The organism is Micromonospora sp. NPDC049359 (assembly GCF_044466585.1).
Classification (GTDB): Bacteria; Actinomycetota; Actinomycetes; order Mycobacteriales; family Micromonosporaceae; genus Micromonospora.
The window spans coordinates 1-19,480 of record NZ_JBITMW010000014.1 but is presented as its reverse complement, the minus strand read 5'-3'; the positions used below and the strand labels follow the sequence as shown (position 1 = coordinate 19,480).

20 protein-coding genes are annotated in these 19,480 nt (G+C 74.8%); 16 read left to right on the top strand and 4 right to left on the bottom strand.

The window, feature by feature from the left end; all coding sequences use genetic code 11:
- Positions 1–2 precede the first annotated feature (2 nt).
- Positions 3–665 carry a hypothetical protein gene (locus ACIBTX_RS27170; protein WP_357169901.1) on the top strand — a complete coding sequence of 221 codons (663 nt, stop codon included), beginning with the start codon at positions 3–5 and terminating at the stop codon, positions 663–665.
- Positions 666–749: 84 nt separating this feature from the next.
- On the opposite strand, the gene ACIBTX_RS27165 is transcribed toward ACIBTX_RS27170, so the two are convergent.
- Both ACIBTX_RS27165 and ACIBTX_RS27160 read right to left on the bottom strand, forming a co-directional pair.
- On the bottom strand, positions 750–1,646 hold the full coding sequence (locus tag ACIBTX_RS27165; RefSeq protein ID WP_357169898.1) for an aldo/keto reductase: 897 nt from the start codon (positions 1,644–1,646) through the stop codon (positions 750–752).
- 73 nt (positions 1,647–1,719) lie between these two features.
- Positions 1,720–2,988 (bottom strand): MFS transporter, encoded by a 1,269-nt coding sequence (locus ACIBTX_RS27160; RefSeq protein WP_357169895.1) that lies wholly within the window; start codon positions 2,986–2,988, stop codon positions 1,720–1,722.
- Between the two features lie 161 nt (positions 2,989–3,149).
- On the opposite strand from ACIBTX_RS27160, the gene ACIBTX_RS27155 reads away from it, so the two are divergent.
- Together ACIBTX_RS27155 and ACIBTX_RS27150 are read left to right on the top strand one after the other, a co-directional pair.
- Entirely contained in the window at positions 3,150–4,139 is a 990-nt protein-coding gene (locus tag ACIBTX_RS27155; protein WP_357169892.1) for a LacI family DNA-binding transcriptional regulator, read from the top strand.
- A 76-nt stretch (positions 4,140–4,215) separates the two neighbouring features.
- Entirely contained in the window at positions 4,216–4,917 is a 702-nt protein-coding gene (locus tag ACIBTX_RS27150; RefSeq protein WP_357118296.1) for a phospholipase, read from the top strand.
- Between the two features lie 13 nt (positions 4,918–4,930).
- On the opposite strand, the gene ACIBTX_RS27145 is transcribed toward ACIBTX_RS27150, so the two are convergent.
- Entirely contained in the window at positions 4,931–6,055 is a 1,125-nt protein-coding gene (locus ACIBTX_RS27145) for an FUSC family protein (protein WP_357169887.1), read from the bottom strand.
- A gap of 159 nt (positions 6,056–6,214) precedes the next feature.
- The gene (locus tag ACIBTX_RS27140) at positions 6,215–6,844 is read right to left on the bottom strand and encodes a TetR/AcrR family transcriptional regulator (protein ID WP_357118290.1); all 630 of its coding nucleotides are present in this window, start codon (positions 6,842–6,844) and stop codon (positions 6,215–6,217) included.
- A gap of 67 nt (positions 6,845–6,911) precedes the next feature.
- Between ACIBTX_RS27140 and ACIBTX_RS27135 the strand changes: the two genes are divergently transcribed.
- The 13 genes from ACIBTX_RS27135 to ACIBTX_RS27075 all read left to right on the top strand — a co-directional run.
- Positions 6,912–8,075: an FAD-dependent oxidoreductase gene (locus ACIBTX_RS27135; protein ID WP_357169884.1), complete on the top strand. Its 1,164-nt coding sequence runs from the start codon at positions 6,912–6,914 to the stop codon at positions 8,073–8,075.
- Positions 8,076–8,233: 158 nt separating this feature from the next.
- A complete protein-coding gene (locus ACIBTX_RS27130; RefSeq protein ID WP_357169881.1) occupies positions 8,234–9,040 on the top strand; it encodes an LppM family (lipo)protein in 807 nt (268 codons plus the stop codon).
- 148 nt (positions 9,041–9,188) lie between these two features.
- Complete coding sequence (locus ACIBTX_RS27125; RefSeq protein ID WP_357118280.1) at positions 9,189–9,524, top strand: hypothetical protein; 336 nt, start codon at positions 9,189–9,191, stop codon at positions 9,522–9,524.
- A gap of 12 nt (positions 9,525–9,536) precedes the next feature.
- Entirely contained in the window at positions 9,537–10,145 is a 609-nt protein-coding gene (locus tag ACIBTX_RS27120) for a glycine zipper family protein (protein ID WP_357169878.1), read from the top strand.
- Positions 10,142–10,840 carry a carboxypeptidase regulatory-like domain-containing protein gene (locus tag ACIBTX_RS27115; protein WP_357169875.1) on the top strand — a complete coding sequence of 233 codons (699 nt, stop codon included), beginning with the start codon at positions 10,142–10,144 and terminating at the stop codon, positions 10,838–10,840. Before ACIBTX_RS27120 ends, ACIBTX_RS27115 begins: the two co-directional genes overlap by 4 nt.
- A gap of 24 nt (positions 10,841–10,864) precedes the next feature.
- The gene (locus ACIBTX_RS27110; RefSeq protein ID WP_357118271.1) at positions 10,865–12,094 is read left to right on the top strand and encodes a phage tail sheath subtilisin-like domain-containing protein; all 1,230 of its coding nucleotides are present in this window, start codon (positions 10,865–10,867) and stop codon (positions 12,092–12,094) included.
- 1 nt (position 12,095) lies between these two features.
- Entirely contained in the window at positions 12,096–12,578 is a 483-nt protein-coding gene (locus ACIBTX_RS27105) for a phage tail protein (RefSeq protein WP_355051208.1), read from the top strand.
- Positions 12,553–13,878 (top strand): hypothetical protein, encoded by a 1,326-nt coding sequence (locus ACIBTX_RS27100; RefSeq protein ID WP_357169872.1) that lies wholly within the window; start codon positions 12,553–12,555, stop codon positions 13,876–13,878. Before ACIBTX_RS27105 ends, ACIBTX_RS27100 begins: the two co-directional genes overlap by 26 nt.
- Entirely contained in the window at positions 13,878–14,819 is a 942-nt protein-coding gene (locus ACIBTX_RS27095) for a hypothetical protein (RefSeq protein ID WP_357169869.1), read from the top strand. Before ACIBTX_RS27100 ends, ACIBTX_RS27095 begins: the two co-directional genes overlap by 1 nt.
- Complete coding sequence (locus ACIBTX_RS27090) at positions 14,816–16,408, top strand: contractile injection system protein, VgrG/Pvc8 family (RefSeq protein ID WP_357169866.1); 1,593 nt, start codon at positions 14,816–14,818, stop codon at positions 16,406–16,408. Before ACIBTX_RS27095 ends, ACIBTX_RS27090 begins: the two co-directional genes overlap by 4 nt.
- Positions 16,408–16,746, top strand: a complete 339-nt coding sequence (locus tag ACIBTX_RS27085; protein ID WP_357118257.1) for a hypothetical protein — start codon at positions 16,408–16,410, stop codon at positions 16,744–16,746. Before ACIBTX_RS27090 ends, ACIBTX_RS27085 begins: the two co-directional genes overlap by 1 nt.
- Positions 16,743–17,174: a GPW/gp25 family protein gene (locus ACIBTX_RS27080; RefSeq protein ID WP_355051213.1), complete on the top strand. Its 432-nt coding sequence runs from the start codon at positions 16,743–16,745 to the stop codon at positions 17,172–17,174. Before ACIBTX_RS27085 ends, ACIBTX_RS27080 begins: the two co-directional genes overlap by 4 nt.
- On the top strand, positions 17,171–19,480 hold a 2,310-nt coding region (locus ACIBTX_RS27075), incomplete at its 3' end, for a putative baseplate assembly protein (protein WP_396833162.1). The genes ACIBTX_RS27080 and ACIBTX_RS27075, both read left to right, overlap by 4 nt.

The following is a 19,480-nucleotide window of genomic DNA, read 5'->3' as shown; positions in this document are numbered from 1 at the left end:
ACGTGCCAAACGACGTGCGGGAGGCGGCGGCGCACAACAACGCGCAATGGTGCGACGTGGTGTGCGCCAGCCACGGCCTGGTCGGCCGGATCGACGCCGACGCGTGGTCGGTGCCCCGCCGCTCCCCGCCCTGGTATCCGGACGCGGTCACCCTGCGCCCCGGCGTCGACCCCGAGGCGCTGCTCGCGCGGATCGACGCCGGGGCCGGCGCGTCGGTGAAGGACAGCTTCGCCGACCTCGACCTCGCGGCGTACGGGTTCCGGGTCCTCTTCGACGCGCAGTGGATCCACCGCCCGCCGACCGATCCGCCGACCGGCGTGCCGCTCGACCGGGTCACCACGGCGCGGGGGCTCGCGGAGTGGGCGAGCGCGCACGGCGGTGGGGAGCTGTTCCGCCCGGCGCTGCTGGCCGACCCGGGCATCCGGGTGCTGGCCCGGCACGACGGGCGGGGCGCTGTCGTGGGTGGGGCGGTGGTCAGCGGCGACGATCCGTCGGGCGTCTCCAACCTGTTCAGCACCAGCGACGATCCGGACGAGATCTGGCTGGCGATCTCCGCCACCCTGCCCGACGTACCCCTGGTCGGCTACGAGTCCGCGCCCGACCTGCCCCCGGCCCGCCGAGCCGGCTTCCACCCCGCGGGCCTCCTGCGCATCTGGCTCCGTTGATCATGAAGTTATTGCCACGACACGCCGACATCGATGGCAACAACTTCATGATCAACGCCGGCGGGACGGGGGTGGGGGACGGCGTCAGCCCAGGCGGGTCAGGTCCTCCGGGGTCAGGTCCAGGGACGCGGCGGCTATGTTCTCCTCGAGGTGTGCGGGGTCGCTGGTGCCGGGGATGGCGAGGACGTGCGGGCCCTGGTGCAGGGTCCAGGCCAGGCGTACCTGCGAAGGGGTGACGCCGTGGTCGCGGGCGACCGCCTCGACGGCCGCGCCCGGCGCGGCGGTCGCTCCCGCCTCCCGGGAGGTTCCGGCCAGCGCGAAGAACGGCACGTAGGCGACTCCCCGCTCGCCGCAGGCCCGGACGAAGGCGTCCTGTTCCCGGTAGGCGTCCAAGCCGTAGTTGTTCTGCACGCAGACCACCGGCGCGATGCCGGCCACCTCGTCCAGCTGCTCGGGCCGGACGTTGGACAGCCCGAGGTGCCGGATCAGCCCGGCGTCGCGCAGCTCGGCCAGGGCGCCGAACCGCTCGGCCAGCGGCACCGCCCCCGGCCCCCGGCCGAGCCGTAGGTTCACCACGTCGAGCTGGTCGCGGCCGAGACGACGCAGGTTCTCCTCGACCTGCGCGCGCAACTGCGCGGGGGTGAACGCCTCGGTGAACCCGTCCACCGGGTCGTAGCCGAAGCCGACCTTGGTGGCGATCACCAGATCCTCGGGGTACGGGGCGAGGGCCGCCCGGATCAGCTCGGTGGCGTACCGGGCGGGACCGGTGCCCACCCGCAGGGTCCCGCCGGGCGAGACGTAGAACGCGGCCGTGTCGAGGTGGTTGACGCCCAGCTCGACGGCGCGGCGCAGCAGCGCGATCGCGCGCTCGCGGTCGGGGTTCGCGGTGATCCGCATCGAGCCGAAGCCCATCCGGCGCACCGTGCGGTCGCCCAGGGTCCAGGTGCCCGCCGCGGCGGCGGTGATCTCGTCGATTGGCATCGGGCGACCGTAGCCAGCACGGGCGTGCGGCGCACTCGGCCGCGCGCCCGATACCGGCACGCCCTGATCCGGGCTAGTTTTGTTGTGCTGCCGACGACTGCTCCCGCTCGGCGGCGCGCGGCGGGCGCAGCGCCGGCACCAGGGCCAACGTCGGCAGGAGCAGCAGCGGCACCACCAGCAGCGCCCGCAGGACGCCGACGTGGTCGCCGAGCAGGCCCAGCAGCGGCGGGCCACCCAGGAAGGCCGTGTAGCCGATCACGGCGACGACGCTGACCCGTACCGCCGCGTGCGCCTCCTCGTCGGCCGCCGCGCTCATGCCGACGGGGAAGCCGAGAGACGCGCCGATCCCCCACAGCGCGACGCCGACGATGGCCACCGGCCCCGAGCCGGCCAGCACGGCCAGCGTCGCGCCGGCGGCGGCGAGCAGGACGGTGCCGGTGAGGACCGGCACCCGCCCCCAACGGTCCAGCGCGACCGTGCCGGCGGTACGACCGAGGGTCATGCCGACGACGAACACACCGAAGACCGCGGCACCGGCCGCCTCGCTCAGGTCCCGGCCGTCCACGAACGCGACCGCCAGCCAGTCGTTGGCGCTGCCCTCGGTGAAGGCCGCCACCAGCACGAACAACCCGATCAGCAGGGTGCGCGGCTCGCGCCAGGCGGCGAGCTGGGCCCGCCGACGGCCGGCCGGGCTGGTGTCCGTCGGCCCGTTGGCCGCGTCCACGACGGGCTGGGGCAGGTACGCCCGGGACGCGAAGACGGTGCCGACCAGGACCACCACGGCCACCACGGCGAGGTGCGCGCCCACCGGCACGTCCAGGCGGGCCGCCCCGGCGCCGACGCCCGCGCCGGCCACCGACCCGAGGCTCCAGGCCGCGTGGAAACGGGGCATGACGGTACGCCCCAACCGACGCTCCACCGCCGCGCCCTCGACGTTCATCGCCACGTCACACGCGCCGGAGCCGTAGCCGAAGGCGACCATGCCCAGCGCGACGACGGCGGCCGACCCGGCGACCGTCGCGCCCAGCCCAGCCACGATCAGGCCCACCGCGACCAGCACGGTCGAGAGGGTCACGGTGCGGGCGGAGCCGAGGCGCTGGGCGAGCAGCCCGGACGTCGGCATGGCGAGCAGCGCGCCGACGCTCAACGCGAGCAACAGCAGCCCGAGGCGGCCGGCGGACAGGTCCAGCGCCTCCCGGACGGCCGGCACCCGGGAGAACCAGCTACCGACGGCCAGGCCGTTCAGGGTGAAGGTCAGGGCGACGCCGTTGCGGGCGAGCACGACGGCCCGCGCCGGCGCGGTGGCGTCCGGGGCGATGGCGGGACTGGTGGGGGCACTCACGGGGTGGTCCTCTTCCTAGGGGTGATCTCCTGGCACGATCGCACACCTGAGAGCGCTACCACCACAAGCGGGCCCCACCCCTTACCGCAGGCCCGCAGGTCGGGGGATGATGGCCGGCAGGCGCACGCCCGCCGGGGGCGGGCGTCGTCGGGGAGGACACGATGACGGCAGCGGCACCGCGCCCAGCCACCCTGGAGGACGTCGCCCGGGCCGCCGGAGTGTCCCGGTCCACCGCCTCGCGGGTGATCGCCGGCACCGGGTTCGCCTCGCCGGCCGCCCGGGCACGGGTGGTGACGGCCGCCGACCAGCTCGGCTACGTGCCCAACCCGGCCGCCCGCGCACTGGTCCGCGGCGGCGGCGTACGGCTGGTGGTGGCCGCCCTGGGGACCAGCGCGGCCGTGCTGGACGACCCGTACGTGGACCGCGTGGTCGGCTCGGCCGCCCGGGTGTGCGCGCCGGCCGGCGTCGGGGTGGCCCTGCACTGGCTGCCGCTGGGTGACCCGCGCGGCCTCGACCAGCTCGCCGCCGACCGCAGCGTGTGCGGGGTCGTGCTGGTCAACACCACCGAGGACCTGCTGGCGGCCGTACCCCGGGCGCTGCACGGCCGGATCGCCTCGATCGGCATCGGCTCGGCCACGGTGCCGTCGTTCGACGTCGACAACACCACCGGCGCGGGCGCGGTGTTACGCCACCTGTACGGCACGGGCCGCCGCCGGATCGCCATGGTGACCGGTCCACGGTGGCTGCCGTGCGCGCAGCGGCCGGTGCGGGCGTACCGCCACCTGATGCGCGAGGCCGGCCTGCCGGAGCGGGTCGTGCGGGGGGACTTCACGGCGGCGCGGGGCCGGGAGGCGGCCGGCGAGGCGCTGCGGCGCTGGCCGGACGTCGACGCGATCTACGCGATCAGCGACGAGACGGCCCTGGGCGTGATCGCGGAGCTGCGTGAGGACGGCGTCCGGGTGCCCGGTGACGTCGCGGTGGCCGGCTTCGACGACATCCCGCTGGCCGGCATGACCGCGCCGGCGCTGACCACCGCGAGCCACCCCGTGGGCCGGATCGCCGCCGCGGCGGCCGCCGCCGTGCTGGCCGGTCGCCCGGGAGCGCCGGTGACGCTCTTCCCGTCCGACCTGGTGGCCCGGGACAGCGCCTGAGCGGCCGCCCGGTTAACCGGCGGCCGGCCGGGTAACCGCCTCGCACCTCTCGTCGACCGCGAGGAGTTGGTGGCCCGTGTCCGACCCCGTGCCGCCGAGCCGGGCGCCCGCGCAGGGTCACCGGCACGGCCGGTTGACCACCCGCCCACACCCGCCGGTGGTGACCGGGCCGACCGGCATCGTGCCGCTGCCCGGCGGTGACGGTGGTCGGCCCGCGATGGCGTACGTGCCGGAGCCGGCCGCCGACGGGGCCGCGTACCGGCTGGTGGTGCTCCTGCACGGGGCGGGTGGTTCCGCGCGGCACGGACTGGACCTGCTGCTCGCGGAGGCGGACGCGCAGCACCTGCTGCTGATCGCCCCGCAGTCGTCGGCGACCAGTTGGGACCTGATCGCCGGTGGCCTCGGGGTGGACGTCGGGCACATCGACGCGTTGCTGGCCAGCGCGTTCGACGGCTACCCCGTACAGGGTGTGACGCTCGGCGGTTTCTCCGACGGAGCCTCGTACGCGCTCTCGCTGGGCCTGGCCAACGGCGACCTGGTCGACGCGGTGCTGGCCTTCTCCCCCGGCTTCGCCGCGCCGCCGGTCGTCCGTGGGCGACCACGGATCTTCGTCTCGCACGGGGTGGACGACCCGGTGCTGCCCGTCGACGTGTGCAGCCGCCGCTTCGTGCCGCACCTGCGCGGAATCGGCTACGACGTCACCTACGAGGAGTTCACCGGCGGCCATGAGCTGCCCGCGGAGATCCGGGCGAGGGCCACCGGGTGGCTCACCGGGTGACCCCCGGTGTCGGTCAGACGGCGGGTAGGCCGAGGGCCGCGTCCACGCGGGCCAGGACGGCGACGTCGTCGTCGGGATGCACGCCCCGCAGCAGGTCGATCGCCGTCGCCCGGACCTGGCCGATGATCATGGCGAGGGGGAGGGTCTGGGTCGACCCGAAGAGCTGCCCCGCGGTACGGACGGCCGCCAGCGCCGCCTCGTCCGCCCGCAGGGCGTGCCGGTCGGCGACCTCCTCCTGCCCGTCCAGGTCGGCGGCGAGCGCCGCGCCGGCCTCCCGGACCGCCTCCACCAGGCAGCGCAGCGCGTCGCCCAGCTCGGGCGGGGTGGAGGTCCCGAGTCGACTGAGCGTCACGCCCGCGCGGGCCAGCACCCGGACGTTGCGGACCACGTAGTCGATCTGCCGGACCGACTCGTCCACCGACCGCAACCGGCCGATGTGCCGGCGTCGGCGCACGTTGAGCCGCAGCGCCTCGCCGGCGGCCAGCACGCCGTCCCGCAGCCCGTCGACCCGGGCGTCCATGCCCCGGGCGCGCGCCAGGGCGGCCACCGCCGCCGGCTCGTCGCGCCCGTCCAGCGCGTCGGCGATCCCGCCCAGCAGGCCGGCCAGCTCGTCGAACGTGCGCCGCACCTCGACGACGAGCGGCGCGAGCGGGTGCCGGGCGTCGACGAGCAGGCTGACGGCGAGCGCCACCGCGCCGCCGATCAGCGCGTCGACGAAGCGGAACGGCACCAGCGACCCGTCCGGCGGCGCGACCACCACCAGGTAGAGCGCGGAGACGGCGGCCTGTACGAGGGTGACGCCGGTGGCCCCGAAGGCGACCGCGAGCAGGACGGTGAGCAGGATGACCGTGCAGACCGTCCAGGTGCTGCCGGGGCCCAGCGCCTGCACGACCAGGTCCGCGACGAGCACCCCGGCGGCCACCCCGAGCACGACCTCGACGGCCCGCCGGATGCGCTGCCCACGGGCCTGACCGAGGACGATCAGCGCGGCGGCCGGCGCGAAGAACGGCTGCGGATGCCCGAGCAGGCGGGTGGCGAGCAGCCAGGCCACGGTCGCCGCGACGGTCGCCTCCAGCACCGGCCGCCACCCCTGCCGCAACCGGTGGCCGGCGACCCGCAGGCCCGCGAACCACGCCATCGGCACCTCCCACCGGTCGACCGACGCGTTGTGCGGCCGTCAGCGATCACCGGCGTCCGCCGGCTCGCCCTCCGCGATCGTCCACCATCGGCCGGCGGAGCCGCCGACCGGGCCGCCCGTCGGCCGCCGTCGCGTCCGGCGCGCGATCACCGGCTCCGGTCACCTCCCGGTCAGGGCGCGCAGCAGCGTACGGACGGCGTCCGCGAGATCGGCGCGGCTGTCCGGGGTGCCGGGGGTCGGGGCGGTGAGCGCTCCCGCGCCGACCAGCCGGTCGAAGAGGAGCCCGTCGACGTACGCGACGAACTGGTCGCCCTGCCGGTCCGGGTCGGTGGCGCCGGCGCGGGTCAGCAGATCGCGGGACTGGGCCCGGATGCCGATGCCGTGTCGCAGGATGCCGCGTAGTTCGGGGCGGTGCACCGCCTCCAGCAGGCAGGCGTAGCGGGTCAGGGTACGGCTGCGTCCGACGCCCAGCCAGCGGTCGAGCACCTCGGCCACCCCGGCGGCGAGCTGGTCGAGGTCGTCGCCGTCCAGGCGGGGGCCCGCCTGCGGGGCGGGCGGCTCGGTCGGCAGGTCGTACGCGGCCAGGTCGGCCCGGTCACGCTCGACGAGGCGCCGCACCACCGCCTCGATCAGCGCCTGGCGGGTGCGCAGGTACGCCGAGGTGGTGCCGGGCGGCAGCTCGGCGCGGGCGTCGACGGCCCGGTGGGTGAGCGCCCGCATGCCGCCGTCGGCGATCAGCTCGATGGCCGCGTCGGTCAACAGCGCGATCCGGTGGGCGCGGGCGTTCAACGGGGTTCCTCCTCTGCGCGGTGCGCAGGTAGTATCCCCCTTCTACAGGTGTAGAAGGGTGGACGACATGGACGAGCCACACGCGGTGGTGGTCGGCGGGGGCATCGGAGGGCTGAGCGCGGCGCTCGCCCTGCACCGGCGTGACTGGCGGGTCACCGTCCTGGAACGCGCCCCCGAACTGCGCGAGGTGGGCGCTGGGTTGAGCCTGATGGCCAACGCGCTACGCGCCCTGGACGCCCTCGGCCTCAGCTCTGCCCTGCGGTCCAACGCACACGCCGAGGCCCCCGGCGGGGTCCGCGACCGGCGGGGCCGGTGGCTGTCCCGCATGGACGCGGCAGAGATGGTCCGACAGCTTGGCACCAGCGCGCTCGGCGTCCACCGGGCCACCCTGCACCGCATCCTGCGCGAGGCGCTGCCCGCGTCGTCGCTGCACACCGGGGCCGAGGTCGAGCACGTCGACTCCGACTCCGACCACGCGACGGTGCGCTACCGCGGGCCCGACGGCCCGCGAACCCTCCACGCCGACCTGGTGGTCGGTGCCGACGGCCTGCGCAGCCGGCTGCGCGCCCAGCTCTGGCCGGAGATTCCCGCCCCGGTGTACGCGGGCTCGACGGCCTGGCGGGCCGCCATCGCGTTCCCGGAGCCGATCCCGACGGCGATCACCTGGGGCCCGGCCGCCGAGTTCGGCATGGTGCCGATCGGCGACGGCTGGCTCTACTGGTACGCGGCCCGCAACGCCCCGCCCGGCGGCCACGCCCCGGACGAGCTGGCGGCGGTTCGGGAGCACTTCGGCACGTGGCACGACCCCATCCCCGCGCTGCTGGCGGCCACCCCACCCAAAGTGGTTCTCCGCAACGACATCCACCACCTGGCCACGGCGCTGCCGTCCTACGTGCGGGGACGGGTGGCGCTGCTCGGCGACGCGGCCCACGCGATGACGCCGAACCTCGGGCAGGGCGCCGGCCAGGCCATCGAGGACGCGGTGGTGCTCGGCGCGGCCTGCGCCGGGGGCGCGCAGGGGTTGCCGGCCGCCCTGGCGGCGTACGACGAGCAGCGTCGCCCCCGCACCCAGGCCATCGCCCGCGCGTCCCTGCGCGCCGGGCGGTACGGCCAGCAACTGCGGAACCCTCTCGCCCTCGCGGCCCGTACCGCCGCGCTGCGCCTCGTCCCGGCCAGCGTCACGCTGCGGAGCATGACCTGGTGCGTCGACTGGCGGCCGCCGCAGGGCTGAGTCGCCCGCCATTCCGGCCGGCGGCGCAAAGCTTCAGTCTATTCTTCGGGGCCGCTCTCCGCCTCGGCCAAATACGACAGTGCGCCGGTACAATCGGCGACTACCTTGTGACCAATCGCTGACTGCTCGTGGTGAATTGGATCACACACACTGAGCGCATGAACAGGAGCGTCAACCGCGGTAGGGCACTCCGCGTCGCGGTGTGCCTCCTTCTTCTCGTCGCGTTGAGCGGCTGCATGCAACTCAACATGGGGCTCACCGTGAACGCCGACGACACGGTCGACGGGCAGTTGCTGCTGACCGCCCAGAAGTCGGTGCTGAGCTCCCAGAACAAGAACATCCCGGCCGCGTTCGCCGAGCTGCGGAAGAACATTCCGGCGCTGCCTCCCGGCGAGGAGACCGGCTACGAGGACAGCAAGCTCTTCGGCGCACAGATCAATTATCGCAAGGCGCCGCTGGCCGGCTTCGACAGCGAGAGCGTCAAACTGGTCCGGGACGGCGACTTCTACCGTTTCACGTTACCGCTGGATCCGAAGAAATACGGCGGGAAAGCCGCCCAGCAGAATCCGCAACAGCAGCAGGCCTTCCTCAAGCTGATGTCGTTCGAGATCTCGGTGACCTTTCCCGGACGGGTGATCGACACCAATGGCACCGTCAACGGTCGATCGGTCACCTGGAAGGTCGACGCCAACCAGGACAAGCCGATGGAACTGCGCGCCGTCGCCGAGGCGCCGCCGCGCCCCTCGGCCTCGCCGGCAGCCGCCGACACCGACTCGGGTGGTTTCCCGTGGCTGCTGGTCGTCGGCGGCGTGCTCCTGCTGCTCGTCCTCACCGCTGTGGCCGTACTCCTGTTGCGTCGCCGTCGCTCGACGGCGCCGGCGGCAGCCGGTCCGACCGCGACCGACCCGACCGCGCCCGGCCCGACCCCGCCGGGGCCGCCCGCCGGCGCGCCCGGGCCCGGCTGACGCATCCGGTGGCCGGCCTCCGCCGGCCGCGTCCCTGCTCCGGCCGCCCCGCGACGGCGGCGACCGGCGTCGGCACTCCCCGCGCGGGAGCGCCGGCCTCACCACCACCACATCCCGGTCGCACCACTGCAGAAAAGGGGGGATCGCCGTGAACGATCTCTTCACCTGGGCAGCCCTGGGCAGTCTCGCCGGAGCGAGCGCCGCCACCCTGCTGGCCACCAACGTCATCGGCGGGTTGATCGGTCCGAGCGGCGACAAGCTGCGCAAGTGGATCGCCATCGCCATCGCCCTGCTGCTGTCCTACCTCTCGGCGGTGTTCGCCGACGAGGTCGGCGGCGAGAAGTGGGTCATCGCGTTCTTCAACGCGCTGGTCATCTTCTCCGCCGCGCTCGGCGTCAACCAGTTCCCGCCCGGCAACCGCCAGGCGACACCCACCCAACTCGCGAGCGGTCGCGAGCCCCGCGTCTTCCGCTCCTGGGTCTGAGGGGGTGTCGTCATGATCTTCGGAATCCTCAGCGCGGTGATCCAGATGGCTGCCGGCGCCGTCTTCGGCCTGCTGGCCGGCGGGCCGATCGGCCTGCTCGTCGGGGCCGTCGTGGGCCTGCTGGTCGGGGCCGTGTTCGGCTGGGCGGTCACCTCCGCCGGGGTGTACGCCCCGGACGCCCGCGGCATCGTCCTCTTCGTCGTCGACCACACGTGGAGCCTGCTCAACACGGTGGTCGGGGCCGTCTACCTGGTCGTGCACCTCGTCTTCGGGCACTCGTTGGACCGGCCCACGTCGGCCGCCAGCGGCCGGGTCTGCGTGGTGCAGGGGGTCTCCCCGCGCTACGCCACCACCATCGGCACCGTCTGCGCGGGCTCCAACTCCGGCATCCAACGCCACGAGGACGTGCACATCTTCCAGGCGCGACTGCTCGGACCGCTGTACATCCCGCTGGTGCTGGCGAACTACGCGCTCTTCACCATCGCGCCGATCTGGCTGATCTACCACGACCACACCAACGCGCCGATCAACCGGTTCACCCGCTACTTCGAGATCGGCGTCTACCCGCACGTGTGGAACGAGGCCATCGCGTACCGCATCCAGGGGACGCCGCCGCGATGACCGTTGACGGGCGCGGACCGATCGAGACGGCCACCGCCGAGCTGGTCGAATGGCTGACCGGCGCGGCGGGGGAACCCGTCCCGATCGGTCCACCCCGCGCGGGTGGCGACGCCGACGGGCTGACCCTGTGGCCCCTCGAACTGCGCCCGGCCCAGCAGACCCGCTCCAGCGGCGCGGTCCGCGAGCCGTACCGGTTCACGGTCCGCTACCTGCTCAGCGTGGCCGGTCCGGCCGGGCTCGCCGTGCTGGACCGGGTGCTCGCCGCCACGACCCGGGACGGCCGCTACCCGGTGGTGCTGGAGGCCGGAGCGGCGGCGCTGTGGCACGCGCTGGACGCCGCGCCCCGCCCGGCGCTGCTGATCGACGTACCGGCTCAGGTGGACCACCCGACACCGGCCGCGCCCCCGGTCCTGCAGCCGCTGCGGCTGCGTCAGGTCGCGGTGCGCGCGCTCGCCGGCCGGGTCGTCGGCCCGCAGGACCAGCCCCTCGCCGCCATGCGCGTCGAGGTGCCCGGCACGGCGTCCGCGACCCGCACCGGGCCCGACGGCCGGTTCCTGATCGCCGGGGTCCCGCACGACCCCGAACACCCTCATCCGGTACGACTGCGACTGAGCGGTCGCGGGCTCGTGCTCACCGCCGACGTGGACGCGGACGACGACGACATCGTCATCGTCTGCGCGCCACCGACCCACTGACGCCCGCCCCACACAGGAGGACCGATGCCCAGCTACTTCTCCCCCGGCATCTACGTCGAGGAGGTCCCCAGCGGCGCCCGACCGATCGGACCGGTGAGCACCAGCATCGCCGCGTTCGTCGGCGTCGCCCCGAACCGCGACGCCCACCTGGGCAAGGCCGTACCGGTCAACAACTGGACCGAGTTCCTACGGCTCTTCGCCGACGGCGACCAGGTCGAGAGCACCCCCCTCGCGCGGGCCGTCTTCGGTTTCCTGGACAACGGGGGCGCGCGCTGCTGGGTGGTCAACGTCGGCGACGGCGGCGCGATCACCGGCGCCGGCAAGCAACGCGGCGGCCTGCAACTGCTGGAGGCCGTCGACGAGATCTCTATCATCGCCGCTCCGGGCTTCTCCGACCCGGTGTCCCACGACGCGCTGATCAGCATGGCCGAGCGGACCCGCACCATGGTGGCGATCTGCGACCCGGCCCCGGACATCGACGACATCTCCGCGCTGACCCGGGTCGCCACCCCGTCCTCCGGCAAGCCGCCGAAACCCGCCGAGGGTGCGGGCCCTGCCGCTGGTCCGGGCGGCGGGGAGGGACCGCCGGCGTACCGGCCCCGGCAGTCCGAGTTCGCCGCGTTCTACTACCCGTACCTGCAGGTCCGTGACCCGATCACCGGCGAGCTGGAACTGACCCCGCCGAGCGGGCACCTGGCCGGCATCTGGGCCCGCACCGACGCCCTGCGCGGCGTGCACAAGGCGCCGGCCAACGAACCGGTCCGGGGCGCAGTCGACCTCGGCTACCGGGTCACCCGCCCCGAGCACGACGTGCTCAACCCCAAGGGCGTCAACGTGATCCGCTACTTCGCCGGCGAGGGCATCCGCGTCTGGGGCGCCCGTACGCTCGCCGCCGAGGCCAGCGAGTGGCGCTACCTCAACGTCCGGCGGCTCAGCATCGCCATCGAACAGGCCATCGCCAACGGCACCCGGTGGATGGTCTTCGAACCGAACGACTTCACCCTCTGGCGCTCGATCCGGCGCGACATCGGGGCGTTCCTCACCCGGGTGTGGCGCGACGGCGCGCTGCTGGGGCGCAGCCCCGAGGAGGCGTTCTTCGTCAAGTGCGACGAGGAGACCAACCCGCCGGACGTCCGCGACGCCGGCATGGTGATCGCCCACATCGGCATCGCCGTCGTCAAGCCCGCCGAATTCGTGGTGTTCAAGCTCAGCCAGTGGGCCGGCGGCACCGAGACCGAGACGATCGGAGGCTGACATGGCCACCCCCGCCACCCCACAGCCCGGCGCGCCCGTCGACCCGTACCGGGCCTACAACTTCCGGCTGCTCATCAACGGCGTCACCAACGGCCACTTCACCGAGATGAGCGGACTGGAGGTGAACATCCCCGGGCAGCCGTACCGGGAGCACGGCCCCGGACCGACGCGGATGGTCCCCGGCCAGGCCGAGTACGAGCCGGTGACACTGCACTTCGGCCTCACCGCGTCCCGTGAGCTGTGGGACTGGGTGAACGCCACCGCCAAGGGCACCCTCAACCGCCGCAACGTGTCGGTGGTGCTGCTCGACGCGGCGGGCACCGCCGAGGTGCTGCGCTGGAACCTGATCGACGCGTGGCCCACCCGGTGGCGCGGAGCGCACCTCAACACGGTGAGCCACGAGATCGCCATCGCGTCGCTGACGCTGCGCTACGAGGGCCTCGAACTGGAGGCCGGCGGTGCCGCCGCGCCGACGCCCGCGTAGCTGGCTGGCCGGTCGCCTCCGCTCGGTGGCCGGCGCGGTGCAGCGCCTCGCCGGACGCGTCGACACCCCGACCGCCGAGCCGGAACGTCCGGCGGACCCGCCGCGTCGTCTCGGCGAGCCGCCGCAGCACTGGGTGGACCTGGTCGCCGCGCACGCCCCCGGCCTGCTCCGTGAGCTGGACCTCGACGTCGACCAGGCCGCGCCGACGCGGGACGAGACCCCGCCATCACGGCGGCAGGACCGCTCGGGCGACCCGGTCGACTCGGCCTCCCCTCGGGTCGCCGGTCGGACCGGCCGGCCGGTCGCCGCCGCCCACGGCCGACCCGGCGACCCGCACCCGCGCGCCCGACCGGGCGGCGCTGGTGATCACGCCTACCCTGGCCCCGGGCCGGACGGTCCCGGACACCCGGACGGCGAATCCGAACGACGGCTCCCGAAGATTCGACCAGCGACCCCGGACGGCGCGACATCGTCGAGCGGGACGGCCCGGTCCGACGGCGCAGCGTCGGCGAACGGGCGGGACGGCGCGGCGAGCGTCGGCAGGCCGTTCCGAGCGCCCGGTGTCGCCCACCCCGGGCAGACGGTCGCCACCCCCGGCACCGCGACACAGCTACCCCCCACACCTGTGCCACCCGGCGAAGGTTTCGACACCTCCGCAAGGGCTTCCTCTCGACGACCCACTCTGGACGCCACGACGGCGCGGCACGGACGCGGCGGCGGGAGGGTGGACGGACCATCCTGGCCCGCTCTGCCGGGCGAGCCGGCCAGGCCGGCCCGGCTCGGAGAGCACCCCACCGAGCGGCACGCCCGGCCCCACGCCGGCCACCATCTCGAACAGCACCGCGACCGGCTCCCCGACCAACGGGCCGGGCGACTCGGAGAGCACCACCGCCGGGGACGCTCCAAGCCGTTGCCCGAGCAGCACGCGAACCGGCTTCCTGACCAGCAACCAACGGGCCGGCGCGGGGGGCCGGAGGGGCCCGACCAGCACGACACACCGCACCACGGCCAGCACACCCGGCCGGACCGCGACCAGCGCGCCGACAACCCGTACGCCGATGGGCGGCGCGGCGGCGAGGTCGGGCGGTGGGACGCTCAACCGGGGTACCGGACGGGCACCGCCGAGGTCGACAGCGCCGGGCACTGGCCGGTCAGCGCGCCGTTCCCGTCGGCGGCCGTCGCGCCCGGCGTGGACCCGTGGCCGGCGCTACCGGATGACGGACCGCTGTGGACGGTGCCCGGCGCGACGCTCGACGCGGGCCACGAGCGCCGGCTCGACCGGGAGCAGGCGGGCGGCTGATGGAACGTGTGGCCTTCCTCATCGACTCCACCGGGGAGCGGGTGGACTGCCTGCTCAACCCGGAGACCGTGCAGGTGACCCGGCTCGCCGGCGTACGCCATCGGGGTGCGGGCGGCGCGCAGCTCACCGGTTCCGGTCTGGCCGACGACCCGCTGGTCTTCACCGGCGGTGGCCGTACGGAGTTGGTGCTGGATCTGCTCTTCGACGTCGACTTCGTCCAGGCGCAGGCGCGCCCCACCGACGTACGGATGCTGACCCGACCGTTGTGGATGCTGGCGGAGAACTCCGACGTCGAGCACGGCTGGCTGCGTCCGCCGCTGGTCCGGGTGGTCTGGGGCAAGACGTGGAACGTGCCGGGCGTGATCGTGGCGGTGGCCGAGCGGTTCGACGCGTTCACCGGTACCGGCTCGCCCCGGCGCTCCTGGCTGCGGCTGAAGCTGGTCCGGACCGCCGAGAGCGCCGACCAGGCGCAGGCCGGGTTCGCCGAGGAGCTCGCCGCGGCGAGTACGCCGGTGGCCGCGCCGGGCAGCGCCGTGGTCGCGGCCGGCGACGGGGCCACCGAGCCGGGCCACGCCGGGGTCCGTTTCGACCTGCTGGCCAACGACGCGCTCGGCTCGCCGCTGCGGTGGCGGCTGCTGGCCGAACACAACCGGATCACCGACCCGCTCGCGGTGCCGGCCGGTACGACCCTGGCGGTGCCCCCCGTCGGCTCGGGCGGCTCCGCGCCGGAGTCGACGCTCGGCGCGATGGCACGGGCCGGGGGGTCGTTCGTGGACGCCTCGATCGCCGCCGCCGCGAGTTGGGCCGCCTCGATCGCCGCCTCGACCGGGGCCGGCCCGACCGCAACGGCCGCCTCGACCGGGGCCGGCCCGACCGGAACGGCCGCCGCGAGCGGGACCGCGTCGACCGGCGGCGCACCAGTCGCGGGGGGTACGCCGTGACCAGCGTCGCGCCCCGGGCGCTGACCGTTCTGCTCGACGGCGTCGAGCTGAACGCCGTGGCCCGCCAGCGGATCCGCTCGCTGCGGGTGGCCGCCCGGCTCGACCAGCCGACCCAGGCCGAGCTGGTGCTCGCGACCGCGGCCGGCACCGCGGCGCTCGACCCGGCCGTGCGCACCGGAACGACCCTCGACGTACGGCTCGCCGACCACACCGACGCGCTGTTCGTCGGGGAGGTGACCTGCGTGGAGGTCGAGTACGCCGCTGATGGCGCGGTCGTGCTGCGGCTGCGGGCGTACGACGCGCTGCACCGGCTACGCAAGCGGCAGGACCTGCGGGTCTTCACCTCGGTGACGGCGGCGGAGCTGGCCCGGGACCTGTGCGGCGGGGTGGGGCTGACCGTGACGGCCGAGGACGACGGCCCGCGGCTGGAACGGTTGGTCCAGCACCGGCACAGTGACCTGGAGCTGCTCTGCGAGGTCGCCGGGCGGGCCGGGCTGCACCTGGCCGCCGACGGCGACGGCGTACGACTGGTGACCCTCGCCGGCTACGGTGAGCCGGTCCCGCTGACCCTCGGCGCGGGCGTGCACACCCTGCGGTTGTCCACGAACACGGACCAGGCCAGCGGCCCGAGCGTCGCATTGGGGTGGCACCCGCAGCGGGCCGAGCCGATCAGCCAGCGGGCCGACGAGGCGCGCTGCGGTCGGCCGTCCGGTGACCGTCCGGACCCGGCCGACGTGGGGGCCGACGGCGTCCGCACCAGCGTCGACCAGCCGGGACGCAGCGACGACGAGGTGGCCGCGCTGGCCCAGGCGCGACTGGACCTGCGCGCCGCCGCCCTGTCCACCGCCGAGGGGGTGGCCGAGGGTGACCCGGCGCTGCGGCCGGGCCGGCGGATCGACCTGGCCGGGGTTCCCGACCCCCTCGCGGGGGCGTACGTGCTGACCGAGGTGGTGCACACCGTGGACGGCGAGGGGTACCTCACCCGGTTCTCGACCGTGCCGCCGGTCGTGCCGCCGACGGCGGTCGCCGGCGCGGTCGTCACCCTCGGCACCGTGACCGACGTGGCCGACCCGGACGGGTTGGGCCGGGTACGGCTGACCCTGCCCGCGTACGGGGATCTGGACGCCGGTTGGCTCGGCGTGCTCTGCCCGGGTGCGGGACGTGGCAAGGGTCTGGTGGCGCTCCCCGATCCGGACGACACCGTGCTGGTGGTGCTGCCCGGCGGCGAGCCGGCCTCGGGCATCGTGCTGGGTTCGCTGTTCGGGGCCGTCGAGCCGTACGACGCGGGCATCGACGACGGTCGGGCCCGGCGCTGGACGCTGCGCACAGCCGGCGGACAGTCGATCGTCGTGGACGACGTCCAGCGCAGCCTGCGGCTCGGCACCGAGGGCGGCAGTTGGCTGGAGCTCACCCCCGAGCTGGCCACCCTGCACGCGGCGACCGACCTGGTGATCTCCGCACCGGGCCGGGCCATGGTGGTCCGCGCCCGCAGCGTGGACTTCCTGCACGCCGAGGCGACCGAGGACCCGACCACCGCGGCGCGGCAGGCCCGTTCGCTCGCCCGCGCCCACCACGAAGGAGGCGGCTGATGCGTTGGATCCACCGCGACTCGGTGATCGCCTGTGACCACGACGGCCGGGTCGAGAACCAACCGTCGCAGCGGTGGGTGACCGTCACCGCCGTGCCGGTGCTGGTGGACGACGACCCGGAGGGACGGAAGATCGTCGCCTGCCCGAACTACGGACCGACCATCAAACCGTGCGCGAAGACGCTGACCGTCCGCGTCGGCTACAGCGACTGGCTCCGCGTCGACGGACGCCGGGTGGTGCTCTCGCACCTGGAGGGGTTCACCGACGGCACACCGCCGGACGCGATCCACCACACCGTCCGCGACCCCCGACAGCGCTTCCTGGGGGCGGACCGGTGAGGGCGTTCCGCTTCGTCGGGGCCGGCTTCGACGCCGGCCGGGGCGGCGGGTTGGCCCTCACCGCGGCCGGCGGGCTGGCCATGACCGAGGGCGACGAGAGCGTACGCCAGGCGCTGTTCCTGCTCTTGTCGACGACGCCCGGCGAGCGGCTGATGCGGCCCGGGTACGGCTCCCGGCTGCACCGGCTGATCTTCGCGCCCAACGACGACACCACGGCCGGGCTGGCGATCCACTACGTGCGGCAGGCCATCGCCCGCTGGGAGCCCCGGGTCGAGGTCATCGACGTCGACGCCGGGCCCGACGTGGACGACGCGTGGCGGCTGGTGATCCGGCTGGACTACCGGGTGCGGGCCAGCCTGACGCCCGGTCAGTTGGTGTTCTCCGTGGATCTGCTCCCCGCCGACGACGAACCGGGAGAATCGTCATGACGCTGCCCGTGCCGCACCTGGACGACCGAGGTTTCCTCGACCTCGTCACCGAGGCCCGCGAGCGGATCCGCCAGTCCTGCCCCGGCTGGACCGACCTGTCGGCGCACGACCCCGGCATGGCGCTGGTGGAGGCGTTCGCGCACCTGACCGAGGTGATGATCTACCGGCTGAACCAGTTGCCGGAGAAGGCGTACGTGCAGTTCCTGAACCTGCTCGGGGTGGCGCGGCACGCGCCCACCGCGGCCTGGGCGGACGTGGTGTTCAGCCGGGCCGGCGTCGACACCTCGGCGGTGCGGATCCCGGCCGGGCTGCGGGTCGCGGCGGCGCGTGGCGCCGACCCCCGGCCCGTCGTGTTCGTCACGACCGAGCCGGCGACGCTGCCGGCCGGCGAGTCCTCGGTGACCGTCCGGATGCACCACTGCGAGCCGGTGGACGCGGAGCTGCTGGGTCTCGGCACCGGCCAGCCGGGGCAGGTGCTGCGCGCGGCCCGCGCTCCCCTGGCCCACACCGCCGAGCCGCTGGACCTGCTGCTCGGCGTGGAGGTGCCGACCGGCTCGGTGGAGCTGGGAGCGGCGGCCCGCGAGCACGAGGGCCACACGTTCGAGATCTGGCAACCGGTGGACAGCTTCGCCGGGCTCGGCCCGCAGGCCAAGGCGTACCTGGTGGACCGCTGCTCGGGCACCGTCACCTTCGCCCCGGCCCTGGACCTGCGGCCGTCCGCCGACGGCACCGCCGGGCCGACGCCGGTGGCCGCCGTGCCCCCGGCCGGGCGGCAGGTCCGCCTCTGGTACCGGGCCGGCGGCGGTCCGGCCGGCAACGTCGCCGCCGGCACGCTGACCACCCTGCGCGATCCACTGCCCGGGGTACGCGTCGACAACCCCACCCGGGCGGCCGGCGGCCGGGAGATGGAGGCGTTGGAGTCGGTGCTGCTGCGCGGCCCGTACGAGTTCTTCGCCCAGCAGCGCGCGGTCACCGCCCGCGACTTCGAGGTCCTGGCCACCAGCTCGGGCGCGGTGGCGCGGGCCCGCGCCTTCACCCGCTCGGCCGTCTACAGCTTCGCCCGCCCGGGTGAGGTCGAGGTGGTGCTGGTGCCGTACGTGCCACCGGCGGCCCGACCGGGCGGCCGGCTGCCGGTGGCGGTGCTGCGCGAGTACGAGGTGCCCGAGGCCCGCCACCGCGTCGAGGCGGACCTGGAACAGCGCCGGATGGTCGGTATCCGCTCGCGGGCGAGCTGGGCCCGGTTCAAGGCGGTGTCGGTGCGGGCCCGCGTGGTGGTGCGGCGGGAGGAGGACGTGGACGCGGTCCGGCGGCGCATCCACGACCGGCTGCACCAGACGCTCAGCCCGCTGCCCACCGCGCTCAACCCGAGCGGGTGGCCGTTCGGTGAGCCGCTGCGGGCGTCCAACGTGTACCGGCTGTTGGAGCAGGCCGAGCCGGGCGTGCGGTACGTCGAGTCGGTGCGGTTCGTGGTCGACGAGGCGCCCGACGCCAACGTCCGCGCCCTCGCCGTCGACGCGTACCAGCCGCGCACCTGGTACGCCGGGCGTGGCCCGGTGCTGTTCCGCTCCAGCAACGCGGGCTCGGGCTGGGAGCCGGCCGGCCGGTTCGACGACGACGAGACGGTGCTGCGGGTCGCGCCCGCCCCCGCCCCGGTGCGGCCCGGCATCGTGGCGCGTCCCGGCTCGGTGGCCGTGGTGACAGTGCGCGAGTCGGGCGGCTCCCGGGTACGACTGAGCACCGACCTGGGTGAGACGTGGTCGCTGCTGACCGACCTGGACTCGCGGATCTCCGACGTGGCGTGGCTGGACCGCGACGGCGCGGGAGCGCTGCTGGTCGCGACCGACACCGGGCTGTACGAGGTGTCGCTGCTGCCCGGCGCGGTGCCGTTGCAGATCCTCGTCGACCCTTCCGACGCCGACCGGGGCTTCTACGCGGTCCGCGCCTTCGTCTCCGAGCGCGGCGCGCCGGGCGTGGCGGTCGCGGCGCAGGCCAGCTTCGGGGTGTACCTGTCGACGGCCGGCGGCCGGCCGGGCAGCTTCACGCACGTCGGGCTCTCCAACGTGGACAACCGGGTCCTCGCGGTGCAGTACGACGGCCCGGCCACCCTGCTGTGGAGCGGCGCGGGCGAGCCGGACCCGAAGAAGCCCGGTCAGGGCTGTCACCGCACCCGGCTGTTCGAGTCCGACGTCAAATGGCAGTCGGTGCAGGCCGGCTGGATCGGCGGCACCTGCCGGGATCTGGCGTTCGCCGGCCAGCAGGCGGTGGCCGCCACGCAGAGCGGCGGGGTGCTGCGGCTGGACACCCTG